At 67.3% G+C, this 22,811-nt stretch carries 23 protein-coding genes; 5 read left to right on the top strand and 18 right to left on the bottom strand.

All coding sequences use genetic code 11. The annotated features are described in order from the left end of the window. Positions 1-75 precede the first annotated feature (75 nt). Positions 76-567 carry an Lrp/AsnC family transcriptional regulator gene (locus ACUDCK_RS01220; protein ID WP_049070653.1) on the top strand — a complete coding sequence of 164 codons (492 nt, stop codon included), beginning with the start codon at positions 76-78 and terminating at the stop codon, positions 565-567. A gap of 9 nt (positions 568-576) precedes the next feature. Here the strand turns inward: ACUDCK_RS01220 and ACUDCK_RS01215 are convergent, their stop codons facing one another. The 6 genes from ACUDCK_RS01215 to ACUDCK_RS01190 form a co-directional block, all read right to left on the bottom strand. Next, positions 577-1,638 carry a glycosyltransferase family 4 protein gene (locus ACUDCK_RS01215; protein ID WP_064524574.1) on the bottom strand — a complete coding sequence of 354 codons (1,062 nt, stop codon included), beginning with the start codon at positions 1,636-1,638 and terminating at the stop codon, positions 577-579. Then, a complete protein-coding gene (locus tag ACUDCK_RS01210; protein WP_064524573.1) occupies positions 1,635-2,957 on the bottom strand; it encodes a UDP-glucose dehydrogenase family protein in 1,323 nt (440 codons plus the stop codon). Before ACUDCK_RS01210 ends, ACUDCK_RS01215 begins: the two co-directional genes overlap by 4 nt. A 132-nt stretch (positions 2,958-3,089) precedes the next feature. Continuing rightward, positions 3,090-4,490 (bottom strand): MFS transporter, encoded by a 1,401-nt coding sequence (locus ACUDCK_RS01205; protein WP_054503703.1) that lies wholly within the window; start codon positions 4,488-4,490, stop codon positions 3,090-3,092. After that, a complete protein-coding gene (gene glmU, locus ACUDCK_RS01200) occupies positions 4,487-5,860 on the bottom strand; it encodes a bifunctional UDP-N-acetylglucosamine diphosphorylase/glucosamine-1-phosphate N-acetyltransferase GlmU (protein WP_175167261.1) in 1,374 nt (457 codons plus the stop codon). The genes ACUDCK_RS01205 and glmU overlap by 4 nt, the downstream gene beginning before the upstream one ends. Before the next feature lie 63 nt (positions 5,861-5,923). Further along, a complete protein-coding gene (locus tag ACUDCK_RS01195) occupies positions 5,924-6,715 on the bottom strand; it encodes a PhaM family polyhydroxyalkanoate granule multifunctional regulatory protein (protein WP_175167262.1) in 792 nt (263 codons plus the stop codon). Between the two features lie 43 nt (positions 6,716-6,758). Then, a complete protein-coding gene (locus ACUDCK_RS01190) occupies positions 6,759-7,418 on the bottom strand; it encodes an outer membrane lipoprotein (protein WP_175167263.1) in 660 nt (219 codons plus the stop codon). A gap of 131 nt (positions 7,419-7,549) precedes the next feature. On the opposite strand from ACUDCK_RS01190, the gene ACUDCK_RS01185 reads away from it, so the two are divergent. After that, positions 7,550-7,771 (top strand): DUF3717 domain-containing protein, encoded by a 222-nt coding sequence (locus tag ACUDCK_RS01185; protein WP_054503707.1) that lies wholly within the window; start codon positions 7,550-7,552, stop codon positions 7,769-7,771. Between the two features lie 87 nt (positions 7,772-7,858). Here ACUDCK_RS01185 and ACUDCK_RS01180 read toward each other — a convergent pair whose 3' ends face one another. The 5 genes from ACUDCK_RS01180 to ACUDCK_RS01160 are packed head-to-tail and all read right to left on the bottom strand — an operon-like array spanning position 7,859 to position 11,900. Next, the gene (locus tag ACUDCK_RS01180; RefSeq protein ID WP_175167264.1) at positions 7,859-8,464 is read right to left on the bottom strand and encodes an SCO family protein; all 606 of its coding nucleotides are present in this window, start codon (positions 8,462-8,464) and stop codon (positions 7,859-7,861) included. An 18-nt stretch (positions 8,465-8,482) separates the two neighbouring features. Then, positions 8,483-9,373, bottom strand: a complete 891-nt coding sequence (gene cyoE / locus ACUDCK_RS01175; RefSeq protein ID WP_006392377.1) for a heme o synthase — start codon at positions 9,371-9,373, stop codon at positions 8,483-8,485. 13 nt (positions 9,374-9,386) lie between these two features. Continuing rightward, positions 9,387-10,421 (bottom strand): COX15/CtaA family protein, encoded by a 1,035-nt coding sequence (locus ACUDCK_RS01170; RefSeq protein WP_054503709.1) that lies wholly within the window; start codon positions 10,419-10,421, stop codon positions 9,387-9,389. Between the two features lie 21 nt (positions 10,422-10,442). Further along, positions 10,443-11,057 carry an SCO family protein gene (locus ACUDCK_RS01165; RefSeq protein WP_244976885.1) on the bottom strand — a complete coding sequence of 205 codons (615 nt, stop codon included), beginning with the start codon at positions 11,055-11,057 and terminating at the stop codon, positions 10,443-10,445. 45 nt (positions 11,058-11,102) lie between these two features. Beyond that, positions 11,103-11,900 (bottom strand): SURF1 family protein, encoded by a 798-nt coding sequence (locus ACUDCK_RS01160; RefSeq protein WP_054503711.1) that lies wholly within the window; start codon positions 11,898-11,900, stop codon positions 11,103-11,105. 36 nt (positions 11,901-11,936) lie between these two features. Between ACUDCK_RS01160 and ACUDCK_RS01155 the strand changes: the two genes are divergently transcribed. Next, positions 11,937-12,137, top strand: coding sequence for a twin transmembrane helix small protein (locus ACUDCK_RS01155; RefSeq protein WP_006392373.1), 201 nt, complete (start codon positions 11,937-11,939; stop codon positions 12,135-12,137). A 153-nt stretch (positions 12,138-12,290) separates the two neighbouring features. Here ACUDCK_RS01155 and ACUDCK_RS01150 read toward each other — a convergent pair whose 3' ends face one another. The 5 genes from ACUDCK_RS01150 to coxB form a co-directional block, all read right to left on the bottom strand. After that, complete coding sequence (locus tag ACUDCK_RS01150) at positions 12,291-13,166, bottom strand: cytochrome c oxidase subunit 3 (RefSeq protein ID WP_026383359.1); 876 nt, start codon at positions 13,164-13,166, stop codon at positions 12,291-12,293. A 38-nt stretch (positions 13,167-13,204) separates the two neighbouring features. Next, complete coding sequence (locus ACUDCK_RS01145) at positions 13,205-13,429, bottom strand: DUF2970 domain-containing protein (protein WP_006392371.1); 225 nt, start codon at positions 13,427-13,429, stop codon at positions 13,205-13,207. 6 nt (positions 13,430-13,435) lie between these two features. Beyond that, positions 13,436-13,564 carry a cytochrome oxidase small assembly protein gene (locus tag ACUDCK_RS01140; RefSeq protein ID WP_020925592.1) on the bottom strand — a complete coding sequence of 43 codons (129 nt, stop codon included), beginning with the start codon at positions 13,562-13,564 and terminating at the stop codon, positions 13,436-13,438. A gap of 35 nt (positions 13,565-13,599) precedes the next feature. Beyond that, positions 13,600-15,207, bottom strand: coding sequence for a cytochrome c oxidase subunit I (gene ctaD / locus ACUDCK_RS01135; protein ID WP_049070636.1), 1,608 nt, complete (start codon positions 15,205-15,207; stop codon positions 13,600-13,602). Positions 15,208-15,305: 98 nt separating this feature from the next. Continuing rightward, on the bottom strand, positions 15,306-16,463 hold the full coding sequence (coxB, locus tag ACUDCK_RS01130) for a cytochrome c oxidase subunit II (protein WP_049070634.1): 1,158 nt from the start codon (positions 16,461-16,463) through the stop codon (positions 15,306-15,308). 294 nt (positions 16,464-16,757) lie between these two features. Here coxB and ACUDCK_RS01125 point away from each other — a divergent pair, with 294 nt between their 5' ends. Beyond that, positions 16,758-17,564: an NUDIX hydrolase gene (locus ACUDCK_RS01125; RefSeq protein WP_054503712.1), complete on the top strand. Its 807-nt coding sequence runs from the start codon at positions 16,758-16,760 to the stop codon at positions 17,562-17,564. Positions 17,565-17,663: 99 nt separating this feature from the next. Here ACUDCK_RS01125 and ACUDCK_RS01120 read toward each other — a convergent pair whose 3' ends face one another. Continuing rightward, entirely contained in the window at positions 17,664-20,510 is a 2,847-nt protein-coding gene (locus tag ACUDCK_RS01120; RefSeq protein ID WP_175167265.1) for a cation:proton antiporter, read from the bottom strand. A 189-nt stretch (positions 20,511-20,699) separates the two neighbouring features. Between ACUDCK_RS01120 and cpdA the strand changes: the two genes are divergently transcribed. After that, a complete protein-coding gene (cpdA, locus tag ACUDCK_RS01115; RefSeq protein ID WP_054503714.1) occupies positions 20,700-21,539 on the top strand; it encodes a 3',5'-cyclic-AMP phosphodiesterase in 840 nt (279 codons plus the stop codon). Between the two features lie 327 nt (positions 21,540-21,866). Here the strand turns inward: cpdA and rpoH are convergent, their stop codons facing one another. After that, positions 21,867-22,751, bottom strand: a complete 885-nt coding sequence (gene rpoH, locus ACUDCK_RS01110) for an RNA polymerase sigma factor RpoH (RefSeq protein WP_006388088.1) — start codon at positions 22,749-22,751, stop codon at positions 21,867-21,869. Between the last annotated feature and the right edge of the window lie 60 nt (positions 22,752-22,811).

The raw sequence follows: 22,811 nt of genomic DNA, 5'->3' as shown, positions 1-22,811 counted from the left end.
CATATTTGACAGTTTATTCACTTACATATTTGTGATTAAATAATATTTCACCAATCATCCATTCATGAATTAATCATGCAAAACCAGCCGATCACCCTGCCGGAATTGGACGATCTGGACCTGCGCATCCTGGAACAGCTGCAGGACGACAACTCGCTGACCAACCAGGAGCTGGCCGCGCGCGTGCACGCCTCGCCGCCGACCTGCCTGCGGCGGGTGCGGCGCCTGGTGGAAGAAGGGGTGATCGCGCGCCAGGTGGCCATCCTGGCGGCCGGGAAGCTGGGCAGCACGCTGACCGCCATCGTCGAGATCACGCTGGACGTGCAGGCGGCCGAAAGCCTGGACGCCTTCGAACAGATCATGTTGGCGGAACCGGCGGTGCTGCAGTGCTACCGCGTGTCGCCGGGGCCGGATTTCGTGGTGATCGCGCAGGTCCGGGACATGCCCGCCTATCACGCGCTGGCGCACCGCGCCTTCACCGCGCACGCCAACGTGCGCAACGTGCGCACGTTCTTCTCGGTGCACCGCGCCAAGTTCGAGACCCGCATCGACGTGCGGACGCCATAGCGACGCGCCTCAGCGGGCCGCCAGCAACCGCTCGAACTGCGCCAGATAACGATTGCCCATCTTCTGCACGTCGTGCTCGTCGCGCACGTACTGATACGCGCGCTCGGTGATCTCCTGGCGGAACGCGGCATCATCCAGGCAACGCGCCATGCCCTGGGCCATGGCATGGAAATCGGCCACCGCGCACAGCACGCCGCGCCCGTCGGCCAGGCTTTCCTTCAAGCCGCCAGCGTCAGTGGACACCACCGGCACCCGCTGCAGGAAGGCGTCCAGCACGCTGCTGCCCAGCGCCTCTTCCTCGGAACTCATGACGAACACGTCGAGGATGCTGTAGAAATCCTCGACGCCCTTGCGAAAGCCCGCGAAACGGTAGACGTCCTCGACGCCCAGCGCGCGCGCCTCGTCGCGCGCCTGCTGTTCGCGGTCGCCGCCGGCGCCGAAATGCAGGAAGACGAAATCGCGCCGCGTCCGGGCCAGTTCGGCCACCGCGCGCACCAGCGTCACCGGGTCCTTGTCGCGGATCAGCGCGGCCGACGTGGCCATGACCTTCTTGCCTTCCAGATCGAACTCGCGCGCCAGCGCGGCGACGTTCTCCTGGTTGATCTGGTGCGGCTCGACCGCGCTGCGGATGATGACCGGGTCCAGCCCCAGGCGCCGCGGCTCGCTCGCGGCCATGTCGCTGATCGCCACGAACAGGTCGGTGTGGCGCCACTTGAAGCCGGTCTTCCATTCCTCGTTGGGCTTGACCACGAACGAGGTGCGGCGCGAAAACGCCACCGGGCGCCGGTGCAGCCACTTGGTCAGCACCGCCCAGGTGATGGTGTTGGCGGTCTGGGCGTGGATGATGTCGTAGCCGCTGCCCGCGCGCGCCAGGAACGCCAGTTGCGCCGGCACGTTGCGGACGGTGTGCGCCACGAAGCCCTCCTGGCGCACGCGCTCGGCCAGCGGGCCGCCTTCGCGGCACAGCACTTCGACCTGGTGGCCGGCGTTGCGAAACGCGCGCATGCAGTACAGCGTCTGGCGTTCGCCCCCGCGCCAACCCTTTTCGAAGTTGAGCTGCAGGATCTTCATGCGCGGCCGATGCCCGAGTACTCAAAGCCCTGCGCGCGCACGTCGGCGGGCGTGTAGAGATTGCGGCCGTCGATGATCAGCGGCGTCTTGAGCAGCGCCTTGACGCGGTCGAAGTCGGGCGCGCGGAAGACCTTCCACTCGGTGGCGATCAGCAGCGCGTCGGCGCCGTCCAGCGCGTCGTACATGTCGGTGGCGAAGCTCACGCCGGGTTTGCCATCGAGGACGCGGGCGGCCTCGTGCATGGCCACCGGATCGTAGGCGCGCACGGTGGCGCCGCGGCGCGTCAGCTCGGCGATCACGGTCAGGCTGGGCGCCTCGCGCATGTCATCGGTATTGGGCTTGAAAGACAGGCCCCACAGCGCGATCCTGCGGCCGCTCAGGTCCTCGCCGTAGCGGTCCACCAGCTTTTCCGACAGGCGGAACTTCTGCGCGTGGTTGGCAGCCTCGGCCGCCTCGATGACGCGCATCGGCAGCGCATTCTCGGCGGCGGTGTTGACCAGCGCCTGCACGTCCTTGGGGAAACACGAACCGCCATAGCCGGCGCCCGGATAGAGGAAGTGATAGCCGATGCGCGGATCGGCGCCGATGCCGCGGCGCACCTGCTCGATGTCGGCGCCCAGCGCCTCGGCCAGGTTGGCCATCTCGTTCATGAACGAGATGCGGGTGGCCAGCATGGCGTTGGCGGCGTACTTGGTCAGCTCGGCCGAGCGCACGTCCATCACCATCAGGCGATCGTGGGTGCGCTGGAACGGCTCGTAGATGCGGCGCATGACGCCGATGGTGTAGTCGTCGTCGGCGCCGACGATGACCCGGTCCGGGCTCATGAAATCGTTGATCGCAGCGCCTTCCTTCAGGAATTCCGGGTTGGATGCGACGCTGAACGGCACCTCGACGCCGCGCCTGGCCAGTTCCTCGGCCACCGCGGCGCGCACCTTGTCGGCGGTGCCGACCGGCACGGTGGACTTGTCCACGATCAGCTTGCGGGTGGTCATGTGGCGGGCGATGTTGCGGGCCGCGGCCAGCACGTACTTCAGGTCGGCCGAGCCGTCCTCGCCCGGCGGCGTGCCGACGGCGATGAACTGCACGTCGCCGAAGGCCACGCTCTGGGCCACGTCGTCGGTGAAATGCAGGCGGCCGGCCTGCACGTTGCGCCGCACCAGGTCTTCCAGGCCGGGCTCGTAGATGGGGATCCCGCCCTGGCGCAGCAGGGCGATCTTGGCCGCGTCCACGTCCAGGCACATGACGTCGTTGCCCATGTCGGCCAGGCACGCTCCCGACACCAACCCTACGTAACCGGTACCCACGACCGTGATCTTCATGCCTGAACGCCTTAAAAATAGGTAATCGTCGCGCCGGGACGAACCGTCACCGCGCCGGCCGCCATTATAGAAGCCGTGCGGCCCACGGGTTTGGCGGCGGCCGGCGGTCCCGCGCCGCCTCCGCCCCGGCCGCTATGGTTCCGACGGCGCCCGCAGCTTGCTGAACCGCACGGTGTTCACGACAACCGCCAGGCCGGCGCAGATCGTGCCCAGCACCAGCGCCAGCCCGGGGCCGTGCGCTGCGCTGACGCTGAAGGCGATCGCCACCAGCGCGGTGCCGAAGCTCTGCCCGAACACCCGGGTGGTGGCCTGCAGGCCGCCTGCCGCGCCGCTGCGGGCGCGCGGCGCGGCCGACAGCATGGCGCGGTTGTTGGGCGTCTGGAAGAAGCCGAAGCCCACGCCGGCCACGAACATGCCGGCAATGATCGGCACGTTGCCCACGGCCGCCGGCAGCGCCGCCAGCCACAGCATGCCCGCCACCATGGTGGCCGCGCCGACGCCGCTCAGGGTGGCGGCGGAGTAACGGTCCGACAGGCGGCCCGCCACCGGCGCGATCAGCGCCGTGCCCACCGGCCAGGCGCCCATCAGCAGGCCGACCTCGAGATAAGGCCGGCCCAGCACCTGCTGGAAATAGAACGGCAGCGACACATACGACGCCATCTGCGCCGCGAAGGTGCAGGCCGACGCGCCCACCGCGAATGCCAGCGGCCGGATGCGCAGCAGGTCGACCGGCACCAGTGGCGCGGGCTGGCGGCTGGCGCGGCGCACCAGCACCAGGCCGGCCACGGCCGCGATCGCCACCAGGCCGATGCCGCGCAGCAGGTCCTGGCCCATCATGTCGATGCCGGAGATGAACACGCCCAGCGTCGCCATGCAGAGCAGGGCGCTGATCCAGTCCAGCTTGACGTCGTTGCGCGGCACCTCAGGCAGATGGCGCAGGCCGAACATGGCCAGCACGCAGATCGGCAGATTGACCGCGAAGATCCACGGCCAAGGCGCCACCGACAGGATCGCCGAGCCGATGGTCGGCCCCAGCACCGACATCACCGCCACCGTGGTGGCGTTCAGACTGATTCCGCGGCCCAGCATCTTGAGCGGATAGATATTGCGCACCAGGCCGCCAAACAGGCACATCAGCGTTGCGGCGCCCACGCCCTGGAATACCCGCGCCGCCGTCAGTTGCACCAGCGAGCCGGCCAGCGCGCAGCCCAGCGAGGCCAGCGTGAACAGCACCAAGCCGAAAGTGAACATGCGGCGAAAGCCGATGCGCTCGGCCAGCGCCGACAGCGGCAGCAGCATCATCACCACCGCCAGGTTGTAGGCATTGACCACCCACACCGCCTGCGCCGGTGACGCGTTCAGGTCGGCCGCGATGGTCGGCAGGGCGACGTTGGCGATGGTGGTGTCCAGCACTGACAGGCTGATGCCTGTCATGACGGTCGCCGCGGCCCAGTAGCGGCGCGGGACCGGCAGGCCGTCCGGCGCGGCGGGCTTGGCGCCGCCGGCCGGGGTTTGCGACGCCGGCGGCGTCACGACTTCTTGACCGGCCGTTGCCAACCGTCGATGGTGAGCTGCTTGACGCGCGACACCGTCAGTTTCTCGGCCGGCGCATCGCGGGTCAGCGTGGTGCCAGCGCCCAGCGTCGCGCCGCGGCCCACGCGCACCGGGGCCACCAGTTGCGTATCCGAGCCGATGAAGGCGTCGTCCTCGATGACGGTGCGGTGCTTGTTGACGCCGTCGTAGTTGCAGGTGATGGTGCCCGCCCCCACGTTCACGCGCGCGCCGATATCGGCATCGCCGATGTAGGCCAGGTGGTTGGCCTTGCTGTCGGCGCCCAGCACGCTCTTCTTGATCTCGACGAAGTTGCCCACATGGGTGCGGTCGCCCAGCTCGGCGCCCGGACGCAGGCGCGCATACGGGCCGATGCGCGCGTCGCCGCCCACCTGGGCCTGCTGCAGATGGCTGAAAGCCTCGATCTGCGTGCCCGCGCCGATGCTCACATCGCGCAGCACGCAATGCGGGCCGACGCGCACCCCGTCGGCCAGCGTCACGCGGCCCTCGAACACGCAGCCCACGTCGATAAAGACATCACGACCGCAATTCAGCGTGCCGCGCACATCGAAACGCGCGGGGTCGGCCAGCGTCACGCCTGCCTCGAGCTGGCGACGCGCCTGCTCGGCCTGCCAGCGGCGCTCCAGTTCGGCCTGCTGCACGCGGCTGTTCACGCCCAGCGTCTCCCACGAGGCGCCCGGCTGGGCCGCGCCCACCGGCACGCCATCGACCACGGCCAGGCCGACCACGTCGGTCAGGTAGTACTCGCCCTGGGCATTGTTGTTGTCGATGCGCGAGAGCCAGTCCTTGAGCCGGGCAGTCGGCGCGGCCAGGATGCCGGTGTTCACTTCCTTGATGGCGCGCTCGGCTTCGGAGGCATCCTTGTGCTCGACGATACGGCAGACATTGCCGCCGGCGTCGCGCACGATTCGTCCATAACCGGTGGAATCGGCCAGCACTTCCGTCAGCACCGCGGCGCCGGCGCCACGCGCCTGCAGCAGGCGGCGCAACGTCTCGGGTTGCACCAGCGGCACGTCGCCGTACAGCACCAGCGTCACGTCGTCCTCGCCGTCGCCTTCGCGCAGCAGCGGCACGGCCTGCTGGACCGCGTGGCCGGTGCCTTGCTGCGGCTGCTGCAACGCGAATTGCAGGTCGTCCTGGCCCGCGAAAGCCTGCTTGACGCGGTCGGCGCCATGGCCGACCACCACGATGACGCGGGCCGGCTCGAGCTGGCGGGCGCTGTCCAGCACGTGTGCCAGCATCGGTTTGCCGGCCAGGGTATGCAGCACCTTGGGCAGGTCGGACTGCATGCGCTTGCCGAGTCCGGCGGCGAGAATCACTACATTAAGCATAGGTTCCGGTATTTGAATGCGCCCGCTACCGCCATCCGGCGGTCCGGGACGGGATTGAAAAAATCAGGGCTTGCCGTCGGCAGGCCCGTTGTTCTTGGTGGCCGTCTTGGCCGCCGGCTTGCGCGCGGCCTTGCGAGCGGGCTTGGCGACCGGCTTGGCTGCCTTGGCCGCCGGGGCGGCCGCGGCTTGCGGGCCGCCCGGCTTGGCCTTGGACTTGTCGGCCTCGGGCGCCGGCTGGCTGCCCGGCATCGATGCGGCCGTGGCCGCCGCGATCTGGTTGAACTGCTGTTGCAGCAGGTCCCACCAGGCCTTGGAGGCCGATTGCGCCGCCGCGCCCATCTGCTCGCTCATGCCGGGCTGGGCGCCAGCCGCGCCGCCCTCGGGCTCGGACGCCTTGGCCTCGGCCTTCGCGGCGTCGGCGGCATCTTGCGACGCGCCTTTCGACGTGTTCCTGGCGGCCGGCGCGGGTTTCAGGCCCAGCACCACTTCCAGCGGCGACGCCGCGCCGCTTTCGCGCACCGCGCCCAGGTCCAGATTGGCGGCCGAGTCGACAAAGGCGCGCAACGTGCTGATGGTGGAGCGCTGCACTTCCATGCCCTGGATCGTGCTGGACAGCATCGACAGGTTCATGCGCAGCCAGTTTTCGACCGAGCGCAGTTCGGTGATACGGCGGTCCAGGTCTTCCAGGTTCATGGGCGGCGCCATCGGCAGGCTGCTCGCCAGCCCGCCCGGCCCGGTCAGGCCGGCCCAGGCCTGGCGCATCATTTCCATGCTGGCCAGCAGCGGATTGCCCGACAGGTCGGAATTCTGGCCCATGCCGGGCAGGACGAACGGGTTGCTGTGTTGGTCGCTCATTCCTGTCTTCCCATAGATCGCAAAGCGCCGCCGGCCTGACTGGTCACCCCGGCAGCAGCTGATTATTCTCCACGCGCACATGGTCGCCGGACGCAAACGCGAACGGTTGCGCGCTGCGGAACTGCCGCGTGCTGCCGTCGTTCATGCGAACCGTGAGCTCATAGTGCGTCACCGTTTGTTGCTGCCTGATATTACGCTCAACTTCACGGCCTGCCAAAGCGCCGCCCACCGCGCCCAGCACGGTCAGCGCCGTCTTGCCGTTGCCGCCGCCGAACTGGTTTCCGACCACGCCCCCGGCGACGCCGCCGGCGATCGTGCCGACCAGGTGGTCGCTATTGTCCTTGACCGGCACCTGCACCTGGCGAATGGTTTCCACCACGCCGCAGGTGCGGCAGGCCTGTGCCGCCGGCGCGGGAGCGGGCGCCGGCGCGGGACGGCCCTGGGCCTGGACCTGGGCCTGTGGTCGTGCGCCCGGGGCTTGCGGCTGGGCGGGCGCGGGCTGCGCCGGAGCCAGGTTGGCGGCCTCGGGCCCGGCCTGCGCGAGCGCCGGGTCCTCGGCGTGCGGCGTGGCCGATGGCGTCGGCAGCCAGCCCATCACGGCGGCGACACCGACCGAGCACATGACGATCACCGCGATGGCGGCGGCCGCGACCAGCGGATGCAGGCCGCGGCGGGAAGATTCGGTTGGGACGGGGTAATTCATGACGATGCTCCATCGTTACTAACCGGCAGTGGTATAGCACCCGGATGCGGTTTCGGCATGTTGCGATGGTGACGCTTCATTGCTGCGCCAGGGCGGGTGGACAGCCCGCGGCATTCGTGGACAATAGGACCATGAATGCCATCACCTTGCCTCAGATCGAAGCGGCCATCAACTATTGGCGCAATGTGTCGCCGTCGACCGGCGACGAATCACGCCTGTGCCCCGAAGCCGCCGCGCTGGCCGCCCCCTATGCCCTGATGATCATGTCGCACCGCCGCGAAATCCCCGCCGCCGAACTCAGCGACCAGGCCCGTGCCGCGCTGTCCGGCTGGACGGCGGCGGGCGGCGTGTAAAGCCGGCCGGCACGCGCCAGGCCTGGGATAAGCAGCCGGTGCGCCGCGGACCGCCTGAGGGCGGACCAGGCACAAGCGCGTCCCGGATCAGCCCTTGAGCAGGGCCTGGATATCGTGCACCAGGGCGTCGACCCCGATGTTGTTGTTGGCCAGCACGCGCGATTCGCCCTTGCCGTCCAGCAGGTAGAAAGCCGCGGTGTGGTCCATGGTGTAGTTGCCGTCCTTGGTCGGCGCCTTGGCGTAATAGGCCTTGAACGAGGCCGCCGCCTTCTTCACCTGGTCGGGCGTGCCGGTCAAACCCAGAAAACGCGGGTCGAACGCCGTTACGTATTGCTTGAGCACGTCCGGCGTGTCGCGCTCGGGATCCACCGTGATCAGCAGCACCTGCACGCGGTCGGCGTCCGGGCCCAGCTTCTTCATCACCTCGGTCAGCTCGGCCAGCGAGGTCGGGCAGACGTCCGGGCATTGCGTGAAGCCGAAGAACACCACCACCGCCTTGCTGGCGAAATCCTGCAACGTGCGCGTCTTGCCGTTGTAGTCCGACAGCTCCAGGCCGCGGCCCAGTTGGGTGCCGCTGATGTCGCTGCCCTTGAATTGGGGCGCGTTGTCGCCGCAGGCGGCCAGGGCGGCAGTGAACGCGGCGGCCGTGGCCAGGCGCAGGGCCAGGCGCCGGCTGGCGGAAAATACGGACATCGACTTATCTCCAGGGGGTCAGATCAGCGCGACCCAGTGGTCCACCAGCAGGGCGCCGAACAGCAGCGCCAGGTAGAGAATGGAAAAACGGAACATGCTGCGCGCCAGCTCGTCGCTGTAGTTGCGGTACAGCCGCCAGGCGTACGACACGAACATGCCGCCCAGCACCAGCGCCGACGCCAGGTACAGCGCGCCGCTCATGCGGATCGCGGTGGGCAGCAGCGTGGTGGCGACCAGCGCGATGCTGTAGAGCAGGATCTGCAGGCGCGTGAACTGCTGGCCATGCGTCACCGGCAGCATCGGCAGGCCGGCCTTGACGTAGTCATGGTTGCGATACAGGGCCAGCGCCCAGAAATGCGGCGGCGTCCAGATGAAGATGATCAGCACCAGCAGCCAGGCCTCGGCCGGCACGGAATCGGCCACCGCCGCCCAGCCAAGCGCCGGCGGCATGGCGCCCGACAGGCCGCCGATGACGATGTTCTGCGGCGTGCGCGGCTTCAGGATGATGGTGTAGATGACGGCGTAGCCGACGAAGGTGGCGAAGGTCAGCCACATGGTCAGGGGGTTGACCAGCGTGTACAGCACGAACATGCCGGCGCCGCCCAGCAGGCCGGACAGGCTCAGCACCTGGAACGCGGAAATGGTGCCGCGCGCGGTGGCGCGCCGCGCCGTGCGCAGCATGCGGGCGTCGACTTCCTGCTCGATCAGGCAGTTGATGGCGAAGGCGGCGGCCGCCAGCAGCCAGATGCCGAGCGTGCCGAACAGCACGCGGCGCATGTCCGGCACGCCCGGCACGGCCAGGAACATGCCGATCACCGCGCAGAACACCGCCAATTGGGTGACGCGCGGCTTGGTGAGAACGAAATACTGGCGGAGCAATCCGGATTGGGGAGCGGCAAGACTGGTCATCATGCACCCTATTTTAAACGCGCACCGAATTGGGGCCGTAGCCCCCGGCCGGCGCCCCGCCCGCGGTGGACAGGCGCACCATCAGGACCACCGCGGCCAGCGTCAGGCCGGCGGCCCCGCCATTGTGCAACACCGCGATCAACAAAGGCCACTGGAAGAAGATCGTCGTCAGGCCGGTCAGCAACTGCGCGCCCAGCAGCGCCAGCATGAGCGTGGCCGGTCCCCGCAGGCCGCGGTCGGCCCGCAGGCGCCAGGCCAGCACGCCCAGGTAGGCAAACACGACGAAGGCAAAATTGCGGTGCACCCAGTGGATCGCCGTCAGCGCCGGCTGCGAGATCATTTCGCCGGACGGCAGTTCGCCCAGCCCGCGGATGATGGAATAGCCGCCATGGAAGTCCATGTCCGGCACCCACTTGCCGTGGCACATGGGGAAATCCATGCAGGCCAGCGCCGCGTAGTTGGTGCTGACCCAGCCGCCCAGCGTCACCTGGATCAGCAGCAGGATGAAGCCGCCGACCACCCACGGTTTGAAGCGCCGCGCCGCGGCGGCCACCGCATGGTGCGGGCGTTCACGCGCCGACAGCCAGGTCATCAGCGCCAGCACCGACAGGCCGAACACCAGGTGCGCCGTGACCACGGCGGGCATGAGCTTGTGGGTCACGGTCCAGGCGCCGAACGCACCCTGCACGCACACCGCCACCAGCGTCGTCACCGCCAGGGCCGGCGAGCGGCCCAGTTCGCGGCGGTAGCGCCAGGCCATGTAGACGATGCCGATGATCAACATGCCCAGGATCGAGCCGACATAGCGATGGATCATCTCGATCCAGGCCTTGGACAGCGTCACCGGCCCGAACGGCATGGCCTGCGAGGCCTCGTGGATATCGCCCATCGCCCCCAGCGGCGTGACGCTGCCGTAGCAGCCGGGCCAGTCCGGGCAGCCCAGGCCCGAGTCCGTCAGGCGCACGAAGGCGCCGAACATGATCAGGTCCAGCGTCAGGAACCAGGTGAAGAAGACGAGTTTGCGATACCGCGCTTTGATGCGTTCCATGGAAATCAACTAAATACCGATTCAACCGATGCGCGAGTTATAGACCAGCTTGCTGATGTCCTTGCGCACCTTCACGCCGTCGGCGTCGGCGGGATACTGCATCATCAGGTTGCCCAGGGGGTCGATCACCCAGATCGGCTGCGCCAGGCCGGGCTGTCCGACCGCGGCATCGCGCGCCAGCAGGAAGCGCGCCAACTGGTCCGGATCGGCGCGCAGCATGATCGTGCCCTGGTAGGCCTCCAACACCTTGTCCGGCACCGGGCCATCGTCGGTGATGAACCAGACGCGCGCCAGGCGATCGACGTTCTTGCCCTGGCTGGCGTGGGTATTGCGGGTGATGTAGAGCTTGCGGGCGCAACTTTCCGGGCAGGCCGCGCCGTCGGCCGCGACCAGCAGCCACTTGCCCTTCAGGCTCTGCAGGTCGAACGGCTTGCCGTCCAGCGTGGTCAGCTTGAGCGCCCCCGGCGCCGGCACGGGCCGCTGCGGCTCGACCAGTTGGCCGTAGTTGCTGGCGTCCGCCGGCCACCATTGCGGGTTCATGTAGACCACGAAGGCCGCCACGATAGGCGCCAGCGTGCACAGGAACACCAGCACCATCGGCGTCAGCGAGCGCCGGGCGGGTTTGGAAGCAGTCATGTCGCGAGCCACGTGGGTCATGGATTCTATTGTCGGGAGAGGCGGTCAGGCCGCCGGATCGTCGGCCGCGCGCTGGCGCATGCGCTTGATGGCGCCCCCCAGCACCACCAGCCAGGCGATGGCGGCAAACAAGGCGAAGGAAAACCACTCGACGGCGTACACCGTGTTCTGCTGGAAATTCACCGACGGCTGCGGCCAGTCGTGCACCAGCCCGTCGTCCTCGCCCAGGCCGAACTGGCTCACCACCGTGGGCAGCAGGGTCAGTCCGGTGGCCTTTGCGTAGGCCTCCAGCGGCAGGTTCTGCACCTGCGGCACGACGCCGCCGGGCGCCGGCAGCGAGGCCGGCAGGCTGGAGGCGTCCTGGCCCCCCAGCGACCACAGCTCGAACATGCGCGGCACGCGCGGCGACAGCTCGCCCTTGATGGTCTGTACGCCTTCAGGCGCGGCGGGCAGCACCGGGGCGCCCTGGCCCTGGATCACCCGCGGCAGCCAGCCGCGCAGCACCAGCACCGCCGTGCGCTTTTCCGCATCCAGCAGCAGCGGCGTGGCCAGCCAGTAGCCCGGCTTGCCATCGTGGTTGCGGTTGTCCAGCAGTACACTGAATTCAGGCAGCCAGGTGCCGCTGGCCTGCGCCACGCGCCACGGCTTCAGGTCGGCCGGCGCGGTCGACGGCGCCAGCACCAGCGGCGCTTGCTTGCGGCCGGCCTCGATAGCCGCCAGAATGTCGCGTCGCTCGTCGGCCCGCCGCAGTTGCCATTGGCCCAGCGAGGCCAGGATCACCACGGCGATCCCCAGCAGGAGCAAAGCGGCTACCGTGTAGCGGGTTGAATGCGGTCGGGCCATCTGTATTGAATCAATCGATTTTGTCCGGAGACCATCATGCGCGTTTTCGTCGTACTGGCCTTCATCGGTATCCTGGCCAGTCTGGCATCCGCCCTGGTCTACCTGATGCGGGACAAAGGCAGCACCAACCGCACGGTCAACGCGCTGACGGTGCGCATCGGCCTGTCGGTGGCGCTGTTCCTGTTCGTGCTGTTCGCCCACCACATGGGCTGGATCGAAAGCACCGGGCTTAGATAGCCCCGCTGGCCGCCGGTTCCCGGCGCGCGTCCAGCCGCCTATTGGAACACGGACCGCCATCGAGCGAAGGGCGAGGCCGGCGGCGCCGGTTTCCCGGCGGCCCGCCAGCCTCGCCCCGTCCAGCCGCCGGCCCGGCAGCGCCGGGCCCGCGCCTCAGAACCAGTAGACGAACAGGTACAGGCCCAGCCACACCACGTCCACGAAGTGCCAGTACCAGGCGGCGCCTTCGAAGCCGAAGTGGTGATCGGGCCGGAAATGGCCGCGCATCAGGCGGATCAGGATGACCGTCAGCATCGTGGCGCCCAGGATCACGTGGAAGCCGTGAAAGCCCGTCAGCATATAGAACAGCGAACCGTAGGCGCCCGAATTGAACTTCAGGTTCAGCTCGGTGTACGCATGGTGGTATTCGGCGGCCTGGCAGGCCACGAAGATGAAACCCAGGATGACCGTGGCGGCCAGCCAGAACATGGTCTTGCCGCGATGGTTCTCGCGCAGCGCGTGGTGGGCGATGGTCAGCGTCACGCCCGAGCTCAGCAGCAGCGCGGTGTTGATCGTCGGCAGCCAGAAGGGGCCCACGGTCTGGAAGTGCTCGACCACGCCGGCCGGACCGAAGTTGGGCCACACCGCCTGGAAGTCGGGCCACAGCATCAGGCGGTGGTCCATGTCGCCCAGCCACGGCGTGGTGATGGTGCGCACGTACCACAGGGCGCCGAAGAACGCCGCGAAGAACATCACTTCCGAGAAGATGAACCAGCTCATGCCCCAACGGTACGACCCGTCGATGCGCTTGCTGTTCATGCCGGCCTCGGATTCCTGGATGGCGTCGCCGAACCAGTAGTACAGCACCACGATCAGCGCGATGAAGCCGACCAGCACCGACCACTTGGCCCAGCTCACGCCGTTGATCCAGCCGGCGGCGCCCAGGCCCATGAGCAGCAGCGCCACCGCCGTGCGCACGGGATGACCCGAATCGGCGGGCACGTAGTAATAGGGTGCCTCTTTACCTTGAACCGAGTGGCTTGCACTCATGGCTTTCTCCCTGGTACTGATTTATAGAATTAAGTGATTCAAGTCAGGCTGGAAACCGCCCAACGCACAATTAACACCAGCACGGTCACGAAGATCGCCGCCGCCAACAGTCCCGCCACGATCACGTGCACGGGATTGAGCCTGGCGCTGTCCTCGCGGTAGCCCGCGCCCTTGCGGACGCCGAAAAACCCCCACGCCACCGCCTTCATCGTCTGAAGAAAACTCAGCTTGCGCTGGGCGGATTCACGCAGGTCGTCGCTCATGGTTCGCTAGCCGCCGATGGCTTTGCCCGCCAGCAGCGCCGAACCGCGGAACACGGTCCAGGCGAACACGGCGATGACGAATACCAGCAGAACCAGTCCTGCGATCTTGTTGCGTCGGCGCTGCTCGGGGGTCATGGCCATGCTGCCTGTTGCGGGTTTCGGATCGGCGCTCACTTGACTTCGGGCGGCGTCTCGAAGGTGTGGAACGGCGCGGGCGACGGCACCGTCCATTCCAGGCCTTCGGCGCCTTCCCACGGCTTGGCGGTGGCCTTCTCGCCCTTGCCCATGTAGCAGCGCAGCACCGCCCACAGGAAGATCAGTTGCGACAGGCCGAACCAGAACGCGCCGATGGTGGCGATCTGGTGGAACGTCGTGAACTGCGCGGCGTAGTCGGCGTAACGGCGCGGCATGCCGGCCAGGCCCAGGAAGTGCATCGGAAAGAAGGTCACGTTGAACGAGATCAGCGTCGACCAGAAGTGCAGCTTGCCCAGCTTTTCGCTGTACATGCGGCCGGTCCACTTGGGCAGCCAGTAGTAGGTGCCGGCGAACAGCGCGAACAGCGAGCCGGCCACCAGCACGTAGTGGAAGTGGGCCACCACGTAATACGTGTCATGCACCTGGATGTCGATCGGCGCCACCGACAGGATCAGGCCGGTGAAGCCGCCCATCGTGAACACGAAGATGAAGCCGATCGAGAACAGCATCGGCGTCTCGAACGTCATCGAACCGCGCCACATGGTGGCGACCCAGTTGAACACCTTCACCCCGGTCGGGATGGAGATGAGCATGGTGGCGTACATGAAGTAGAGCTGGCCGGTCACCGGCATGCCCGTCGTGAACATGTGGTGGGCCCACACGATGAACGACAGCACGGCGATCGAGGCGGTGGCATACACCATCGAGGCGTAGCCGAACAGCTTCTTACGGGCGAACGCGGGCACGATGGCCGACACGATACCGAACGCCGGCAGGATCATGATGTAGACCTCGGGGTGCCCGAAGAACCAGAACACGTGCTGGTACAGCACCGGGTCGCCGCCGGCGGCGGCGTTGAAGAAGCCGGTGCCGAAGTGGCGGTCGGTCAGCACCATGGTGATGGCGGCGGCCAGCACCGGCATCACGGCCAGCAGCAGGAACGCGGTGATCAGCCAGGTCCAGCAGAACAGCGGCATCTTCATCAGCGTCATGCCCGGCGCGCGCATGTTCAGCACGGTCACGATGATGTTGATGGCGCCCATGATGGAGGACGCGCCCATGATGTGCATGGCGAAGATGGCCAGGTCCATGCCCGGGCCCATCTGCAGCGACAGCGGCGCGTACAGCGTCCAGCCGGCGGCGGTGGCGCCGCCCGGCACGAAGAACGAGGCCGTCAGCATGATCGCGGCCACCGGCAGCAGCCAGAAGCTGAAGTTGTTCATGCGGGCGAAGGCCATGTCGGACGCGCCGATCTGCATCGGGATCATCCAGTTCGCGAAGCCCACGAAAGCCGGCATGATGGCGCCGAACACCATGATCAGGCCGTGCATGGTGGTGAACTGGTTGAACAGCTCGGGGCGGAAGAACTGCAGGCCCGGCTCGAACAGCTCGGTACGCAGCAGCAGCGCCAGCGTGCCGCCTTCGAGCAGCATGACGAACGAGAAGATGAGATACATCGTCCCGATGTCTTTGTGGTTGGTGGCGAAAAGCCAGCGGCGCCAGCCGGTGGGGGTGGCGTGGTGGTGGTCATCGTGACCGTGGCCGTGGCCCGGCGACACGTGGTCTACAGTGACGCTGCTCATGATGGACTCCTTCCTGCTGAGTGCCGGCTCCGTTCCACGGAACCGGCAGGGTATCTCTGACTAAACGGAACCAGCTCTGCGTTGGGAAGCGGGCGCGATCAACGCGCGGCCGCCACGTCCTTCGGCATCACTGTCGGGTCCTGCCCCTTGCCGGCGTTGCTCCAGGCATGGCGCGTATAGCTGATGACCGCGGCGATCTCGACATCATTGAGCTGGGGACCGAACGCCGCCATGGCGGTGCCGGGCTTGCCCTTCAGCACGGTGTTGATCTGGGCGGCTTTGGGGCCCAGCACAACCTTGTCTCCATCGAGGGCGGGGAAGCTGCCCGGGATGCCCTTGCCGTTGGCCTGGTGACAGGCCACGCAATTGGCGGCGAAAACCTTCTCGCCACGGGCAACCAGTTCGGCTTCCGTCCACTCTTTATTGGGATCGTCGGCGTTTGCCGCCATCTTCTTCTTTTGGTCCTCAACCCACTTATCGTAGTCCGCTTGCGCCAGGACTTCCACGACGATGGGCATGAAGGCGTGGTCCTTGCCGCACAGTTCGGCGCACTGGCCACGGTAGATACCGGGCTTTTCGGCGCGGAACCAGGCGTCGCGCAGGAAACCGGGGATCGCGTCCTGCTTGACGCCGAAGTCCGGGATCATCCAGGAGTGGATGACGTCGGCGGCGGTCAGGACGACGCGCACCTTCTTGTCCACGGGCACCACCATGTGGTTGTCCGTTTCCATCAGGTAGAACTGGCCCTTGGGCTCGCGGCCTTCGATCTGGGCGCGCGGCGTGGACAGGGTGGCGAGGAACTTGACGCCAGCGGCGGGGCCGTCGAGGTATTCGTAGCCCCACTTCCACTGGTAGCCGGTGACCTTGATGGTCAGGTCGGCGCTGGAAGTGTCTTTCATGGCGACGACCGTCTTGGTGGCCGGCAGCGCCATGGCGATGACGATGATGAAGGGGATGACCGTCCAGGCCACTTCCACGCCGAGGTGTTCGTGGAAGGTCGCGGCCTTGTGTCCGCGGGATTTCCGGTGCGCCCAGATGGAGTAGAACATCACTCCGAAGACGCCCACGAAAATCACAATACAGATCGTGAGCAGTAGCCAGTGCAACCACATGACATCACGCGTGATCTGCGTAACGCCTTCATGCAGGTTCAGCTGATTGACCTTCGGGCCGCCGGGCATGTCTTGCACCTGGGCAATGGCCGCGCTGCCAATCAGCAGCGCACAAGCGCCCAGTATCCCTCTCCACTTCTTCATGCTTACCTCGAAACACGGCGCGAGGGCCCTTGTCGCCTGTTGGCACGGATGTCACTGCAACAGGACTACGCGCAATTATTAGATGGCAGGGTTAGGCAGGGGGAGATAGAGCGGCCCCCGCGTTCCCACTCGAAATCACAAAGAAACTGGCGGATTATAGCGGACGCGCAAATGGATGTAAGTTTGTGCTCTTGAATTCATACCGCCCGCCCCCATCTGCGCGCGTTCGTTCACGACCCAGGGTAAACAGGGGTGGCATAAAATCGCGGACAGTCTTATTAACACCGCCTCACGATGCCCAAACAGTTGTCCGATCTGTATGCCGCCCTGAGCGCACGGGCCCAGGAGCCTGCCCCGGTTGGCGCGCACGCGCTCTATATAGCGGGGCGCCGCTGCGGCTGGGCCACGCATGCCGCCTGCGATGCCTTGCGGGGCGCCGCCCATATCGAGTCCGATGCCGACGCCTTGCACATCGGCGCGAGGCTGTCGCCCGGCCCGGCCCTCGACGCGGCGCTCGAACAGGTCGCGCAACTGTTGCGCCAAGCCAACTGCCTGCGCGGTTGGCGCGATGAATTACTCGACGTGCTGGATGGCGACACCGCGCTCGGCGTCATCGAACGCGCGGCGATGCGGCCGCTGGGCCTGTTGACCAAGGCCGTCCACCTGAACGCCTGGACGCCCGATGGCCGCATCTGGATCGCCCGGCGCGCGCTCAGCAAATCCACCGACCCCGGCATGTGGGACACCCTGGTGGGCGGCCTGGCCGGCCGCGGCGAAGACCTGGACGTTGCGCTGGTGCGCGAATGCGGCGAGGAAGCCGGCCTGGACGCGCCGGACCTGGCGCAGCGCTCGCCGCTGCGCACCATCCTGCGCATCCACCGCCGCCTGCCCGAGGGCTACCAGGTCGAGGACGTGCTGACCAGCACCTGCGTGCTGGCGGCGGACGCGCGGCCCGCCAACCGCGATGGCGAAGTGATGGAAATCGCGGCCGCCGACGTCGACACCGTGGTGCGGCGCGTGGCCGACGGAGAGTTCACGCTCGAAGCGGCGCTGGTGATCATCGAAGACATCATGCAGCGCCGGGCGGCCGGCGAAATCTGAACCGGCGCTCCCGCGCGGCGGGCCGATGCGCCCAGCGGCGCGCGGCTCAGACAGCGCGCGGCACGACCGCGCCGGCCGGCCGGCGCGCACCTGCCCGCATCAGGCGCTGGCGCCTCCCGGCGCCGCATCCGTCTCGCGCGCATCGGCCTTGTGCGCGTCGGCCTGGCGCGTCTCCACTTGTTGCAACGGCGCGGCGTGCGTCTCGACCTGCAGCGGCTGCGCGGGATGCGCCTCGACAGGCCGTGTCTCGACCTGCCGCGGACGTTGTTGCTGCGGCTCCGACCCGCTTCCCACTGCCGGCAGCGCCACCGCTGCGCCCGGCTCGGCCGCCTGCAACGCCTGCACCGCCCGCGTATCGAGGCCGCTCTGCACCCCCGCGGCCTCGGCCGCTTCCGCCGCCTGTGAGGGCGAAGGCGCCGACGCCGGCGCGGGAGCGGGCGCGGGCGTCGCGTTGGCCTGCGAGAACTGCTTCCAGACCTCGATCGCCCGCAGGCGCTGCTTGGCCACCACCTGGATGCGTTCGCGCAGGTTTTCGTCGCGGGCAAGCAGGGCGTGGAAATCGCGCGACGACAGCATCAGCAGCTTGCTGTAGCCCAGCGAGGTCACCTCGGGCGCGATCTGCTGCTCGCCCAGCAGGCCGAGTTCGCCGAAGAACTCGCCGCTGCCCAGTTCGATCATGGTGTTGTCCGGCAGGTGCACCGCCACTGCGCCCGACGCCACGAAGCACATCTCTTCGCCATGCCGCCCCTTGGTCAGCACGCGCTGGTCGGGCAACGACAGGCGCGGCTTGAGCAGCTTGCTGATGGCGCGCAACGAATCGGCCGACAGCCCCTCGAACAGCGGCACGCGCTTGATCAGGTCGGCCGCGCTCATTTCGATGTCCAGCGGCGGATGCGTGTCGATGTGCGCCCAGCGGCTCTTCAACTGCGCCATCAGGTCGGCGTAGACCTCGCCGCTGATCAGGAACTGCTCCAGCATGTCGCGATAGCGGATCCGTTCCAGCTCGCGCGCCACCCGGCCGAGGTAGCTCTCCTGCAGCCACTGCGCGTACGACGGATATTGCAGGTTCAGCGCCTGCATCGCGTTTTCGATCAGGTCCAGGCGGCGCTGGTGCAGCGACACGATGCGCTGCGTGGCGGTTTCGCCCAGCAGCGGCGTGATCTGCTCGCGCGCGAACACGATCAGGCGCTGGGCCACCGATCGCTTGCTCATCAGGTTGGCGAAACGCTGGCCCAGTTCGCGCGCCAGCCAGCCCTGGAAACCGAACAGGTAGTGCAGCCGCAAGGCCAGCCGGAAGCCGGTGGAATAGCGCACGTCGGCAATGATGGCGCGCTCGAAGCCCGGCACCCCGCCCATTCGGATCGCGTCCTCCAGCCGTTCGGCCCGCGCCAGCAGCGTTTCCGCCATGCGCCAGTCGACGATCTGCGCCTTGAGGATGTCGAAGAACATTTCCTCCTCGCGCTGCGCCACGATCGCCAGCCCGACGGCCACCCGCTGCTCGTCGCTCATCTGGCTGACCTGGCCATCGTGCACGCTGGTCAGGCTGGCGTCGAACACCGCGCGGATACGGTCGCGCACCTCGCTGCCGATGTGCTCGGTCTTGGCCACTTCTTCGGTCTTGCCCTGCAGGTCCTCCAGCGCCACCGCCAGCGCCTGGTTGCGGATGGTGCGCTCGACCGGCGACAACTGGTTCAGCCCCAGCATGCGGATCAGCGGCCGCAGGCTGATGCCGTTGACGAACAGCGTCAACAGCACGAAACCGGTGGTGGCCACGGCGATGAACTGGCGCGCCTCCTCGGGCACGCCGGTCTGCTCGGTCACGGCCAGGGCCAGGGCCAGCGACACCGCGCCGCGCAGGCCGCCCCAGAGCATCACCACCTTGTAGGGATTGCTGACCTTGGTGCCCAGCTTGGTCAGCCCCAGCAACGGCAGCAGCCCGAACACCACGATGGCCCGCGCCACCAGCGTCGCCACGAACACCACCGCCACCAGCACCAGTTCCTGCCAGTCGGCGGCCGCCATCAGCTTGGGAATCAGCATGGCCGCGAACAGGAAGATGAGGGAGTTGGCCCAGAAGCCGAATTGTTCCCAGGCGCTCGACAGGTATTCGAAGGTGGTCGGCGACATGCGGGTGCGGCCGGTCGACCCCACCACCAGGCCGGCGATCACCGTGGCGACCACGCCCGACACGTTCAGGTAGTGCTCGGAAATGAAGAAGGACAGGTAGGCCAGCGTCAGCGTCAGCGTGATCTCGGCCGTGGGAAAGCCGCGCAGCCAGGCGAACAGGAAACAGGCCAGCCGCCCCATGGCGAAACCGGCGATGCCGCCGCCGATGAAGTGCACAATGAAGTCATTGAAGATGCCGCTGGCGGTCAACTCGCCATGGCCGCCCAGCACGGCCAGCAGCACCGAGTACAGGGCGATCGACGCGGCGTCGTTGAACAGGCTTTCGCCTTCGACCAGCGTGGTCAGGCGCTTGGGCGCGCCCACTTCGCGGAAGATGCCCACCACCGCCACCGGGTCGGTGGTCGCCACGATGGCCCCCAGCAGCAGGCAGACCACCAGGCCATAGGGCGAGATCGCGTCCAGCGTCACGCCCACCACCACCGTGCACACCACCACGGCGACGATCGCCATCATCAGGATCGGGCCGATGTCGTCCATCAGCCGCCGTACGTTCATGGACAGCGCGGTTTCGAACAGCAGCACTGGCAGGAACACCATCAGGAAGGTCTCGGAGGAAATCTCGAACCGCTCCAGCGAATCCAGGAAGTCGCCGATCCAGCTCGGCGCCCAGCCATGGACGTGCACGATGATGCCCAGCAGGCAGCCGACGATTGCCAGCAGCACCGAGTAGGGCAGCTTGAGGCGGCCAGCCAGCGGCGGCATGAAGCACACCAGGGTCAACAGCCCGGCCAGGCCGAATACGAGAAAACCTACATCCATGGATAACGCCGCGTCCCGATCATGAAGCTTGTGAGAAGTTCCACAAGAATAGCGGGTTTTCCAGTCGATTCCGGCGAACGGCTATTTCCGGCGCACGTTTCGTTACCCCGATCGGGTGGGGCGATACGCGCCGGGACATGTTTTTTAGGTAAGGTAGGAGCCCGTGCAGAAACTTCGCAGGAGCCGCACTTGGCACGCGTCCATACCCTGGCCCGGCGCACCGACGCCCCAGCCATGCTCGTCCAGTTGACCGATTGCCACCTGTTCGGCGAGCCGGACACCGTGATGCTCGGCGTCAACACCGATGCCAGCCTGCGCGCCGTGCTGCGCCAGATCGAGGCCGACGGCAAGCACCCCGACCTGCTGCTGGCCACGGGTGACCTGTCCCAGGACGGCGAGCCCGCCGCCTACCAGCGCCTGGCCGCCATCCTGGGCGCCGCGCCGGCGCTGGAGGGCGCCCGGATCCGTTGCCTGCCGGGCAACCACGACCTGCCTGTGGCGATGCGCCATGAACTGCCAGAATGGTCGGTGCCCGTGACGGACGTGGGCGCCTGGCGCGTGGTTTCGCTGGACACCACCGTGCCCGGCTCCAACGCCGGCCACCTGCCCGACAGCCAGCTCGATCTGCTGGAAGCGGCGCTGGCCGAGGCGCCCGGACGACACACGCTGCTGGCCATGCACCACAACCCGATGCAGATCGACAGCCACTGGCATGATTCGATGATGATCGACAACCCGCAGGCGCTGTTCAAGCTGTTGGCGCGCTGGCCGCAGGTGCGTGTGCTGCTGTGGGGCCACGTGCACCATGAGTTCGACCGCCGCCGCCACAACCTGCGCATGCTGGCCACGCCCTCCACCTGCTTCCAGTTCAGCATCCGCGACGGCAAGCATGTGGTCGACAACCTCGCCCCCGGGTATCGCTGGATCAAGCTCTACCAGGATGGCTCGATGGCCACCGGCGTGCGGCGCGTGCAGGACGCCCTGTGGCATGCAACGCAGCCCGGTCCGGCCAGCGCGCAGGCGGCCTGAACGGCCCGACGCGTTTCGCGCGCGCAATAAAAAACGGGGCACCATATGCGTGGTGCCCCGCAAGCATCCGTCTCATAGGGGAGGGGAAAGAGGAGAAGCCGAGACGGATGACAAGACTGCCAACCAAAGTTTGCGGTCTACGTGAAGTTAGGCGGGGCGCACTGCATTAAGTTTCTGAAATCGGCGGTTATTTCGCGGCGAATTTGTATCAATTTATTGGTGCGACGCGACAATGGCCGCCACGGCCCCTTCCCTGGGTCTGGGCGGTCGGCGGCGTAAATGGAAAGGGCCGCGAATCGCGGCCCTGGGCATGGATGCGGCGGGAAATCAGGCGGCCAGGTTGCCGCGCATCTTCTTCAACGCGGCGGCCTCGATCTGGCGGATGCGTTCGGCCGACACGCCGAATTCCTGCGCCAGCTCGTGCAGCGTGGCGCCGCCGTCGTCCTGCAGCCAGCGGGCCTCGACGATGCGGCGCGAACGCGGGTCGAGTGCTTCCAGCGCGCTCGACAGGCCCGAGCTCTGCAACTGGTCGCGGGCGGCGCGTTCCAGCACGCGGGTCGGCTCCTGGCGGCCTTCGTCGGACAGGTACGCGATGGGCGCGTAGCTGTCGTCATCGTCGTCCTGGTTCTCGAGCGACATGTCGCGGCCGGACAGGCGCACTTCCATTTCGCTGACATCCTCGCGGCGCACGTTGAGTTCGCGCGCGATGTGATCGACCTGTTCCGGATCCAGCGTCTGGCCGTCCGGCCGCATGCTGCGCAGGTTGAAGAACAGCTTGCGCTGCGCCTTGGTGGTCGCCACCTTGACCAGCCGCCAGTTGCGGATGATGTATTCGTGGATTTCGGCCTTGATCCAGTGCACGGCGAACGACACCAGGCGCACGCCGCGCTCGGGGTCGAACCGCTTGACGGCCTTCATCAGGCCGACATTGCCTTCCTGGATCAGGTCGGCGTGGGGCAATCCATAGCCCAGGTACTGGCGCGCGACCGACACCACCAGGCGCAGGTGCGACAACACCAGCTCGCGCGCGGCGCCCAGGTCTTCGCTGTCGCGCAGGCGGCGGCCGAGTTCGGTTTCGCGTTCGGCCGACAGGACCGGCAGGCGGTTCACGGCCGAGATGTAGGCATCGATCGTGCCGAGCGCGCCCGGATTGGCGATGGCCAACGCCAGAGCGTTGCCGGACGTGGCCAACGAGGTACTGGGTTGCTTCATTGCGGCGGTCTCCGGAAAGCGAAGGGGTAAAGACATGGATTCGATGTTAGCACTCTAGTA

The organism is Achromobacter sp. CF-sbj1-Ac2-l, assembly GCF_052698165.1.
This window is presented reverse-complemented; position numbering and strand designations above follow the sequence as displayed.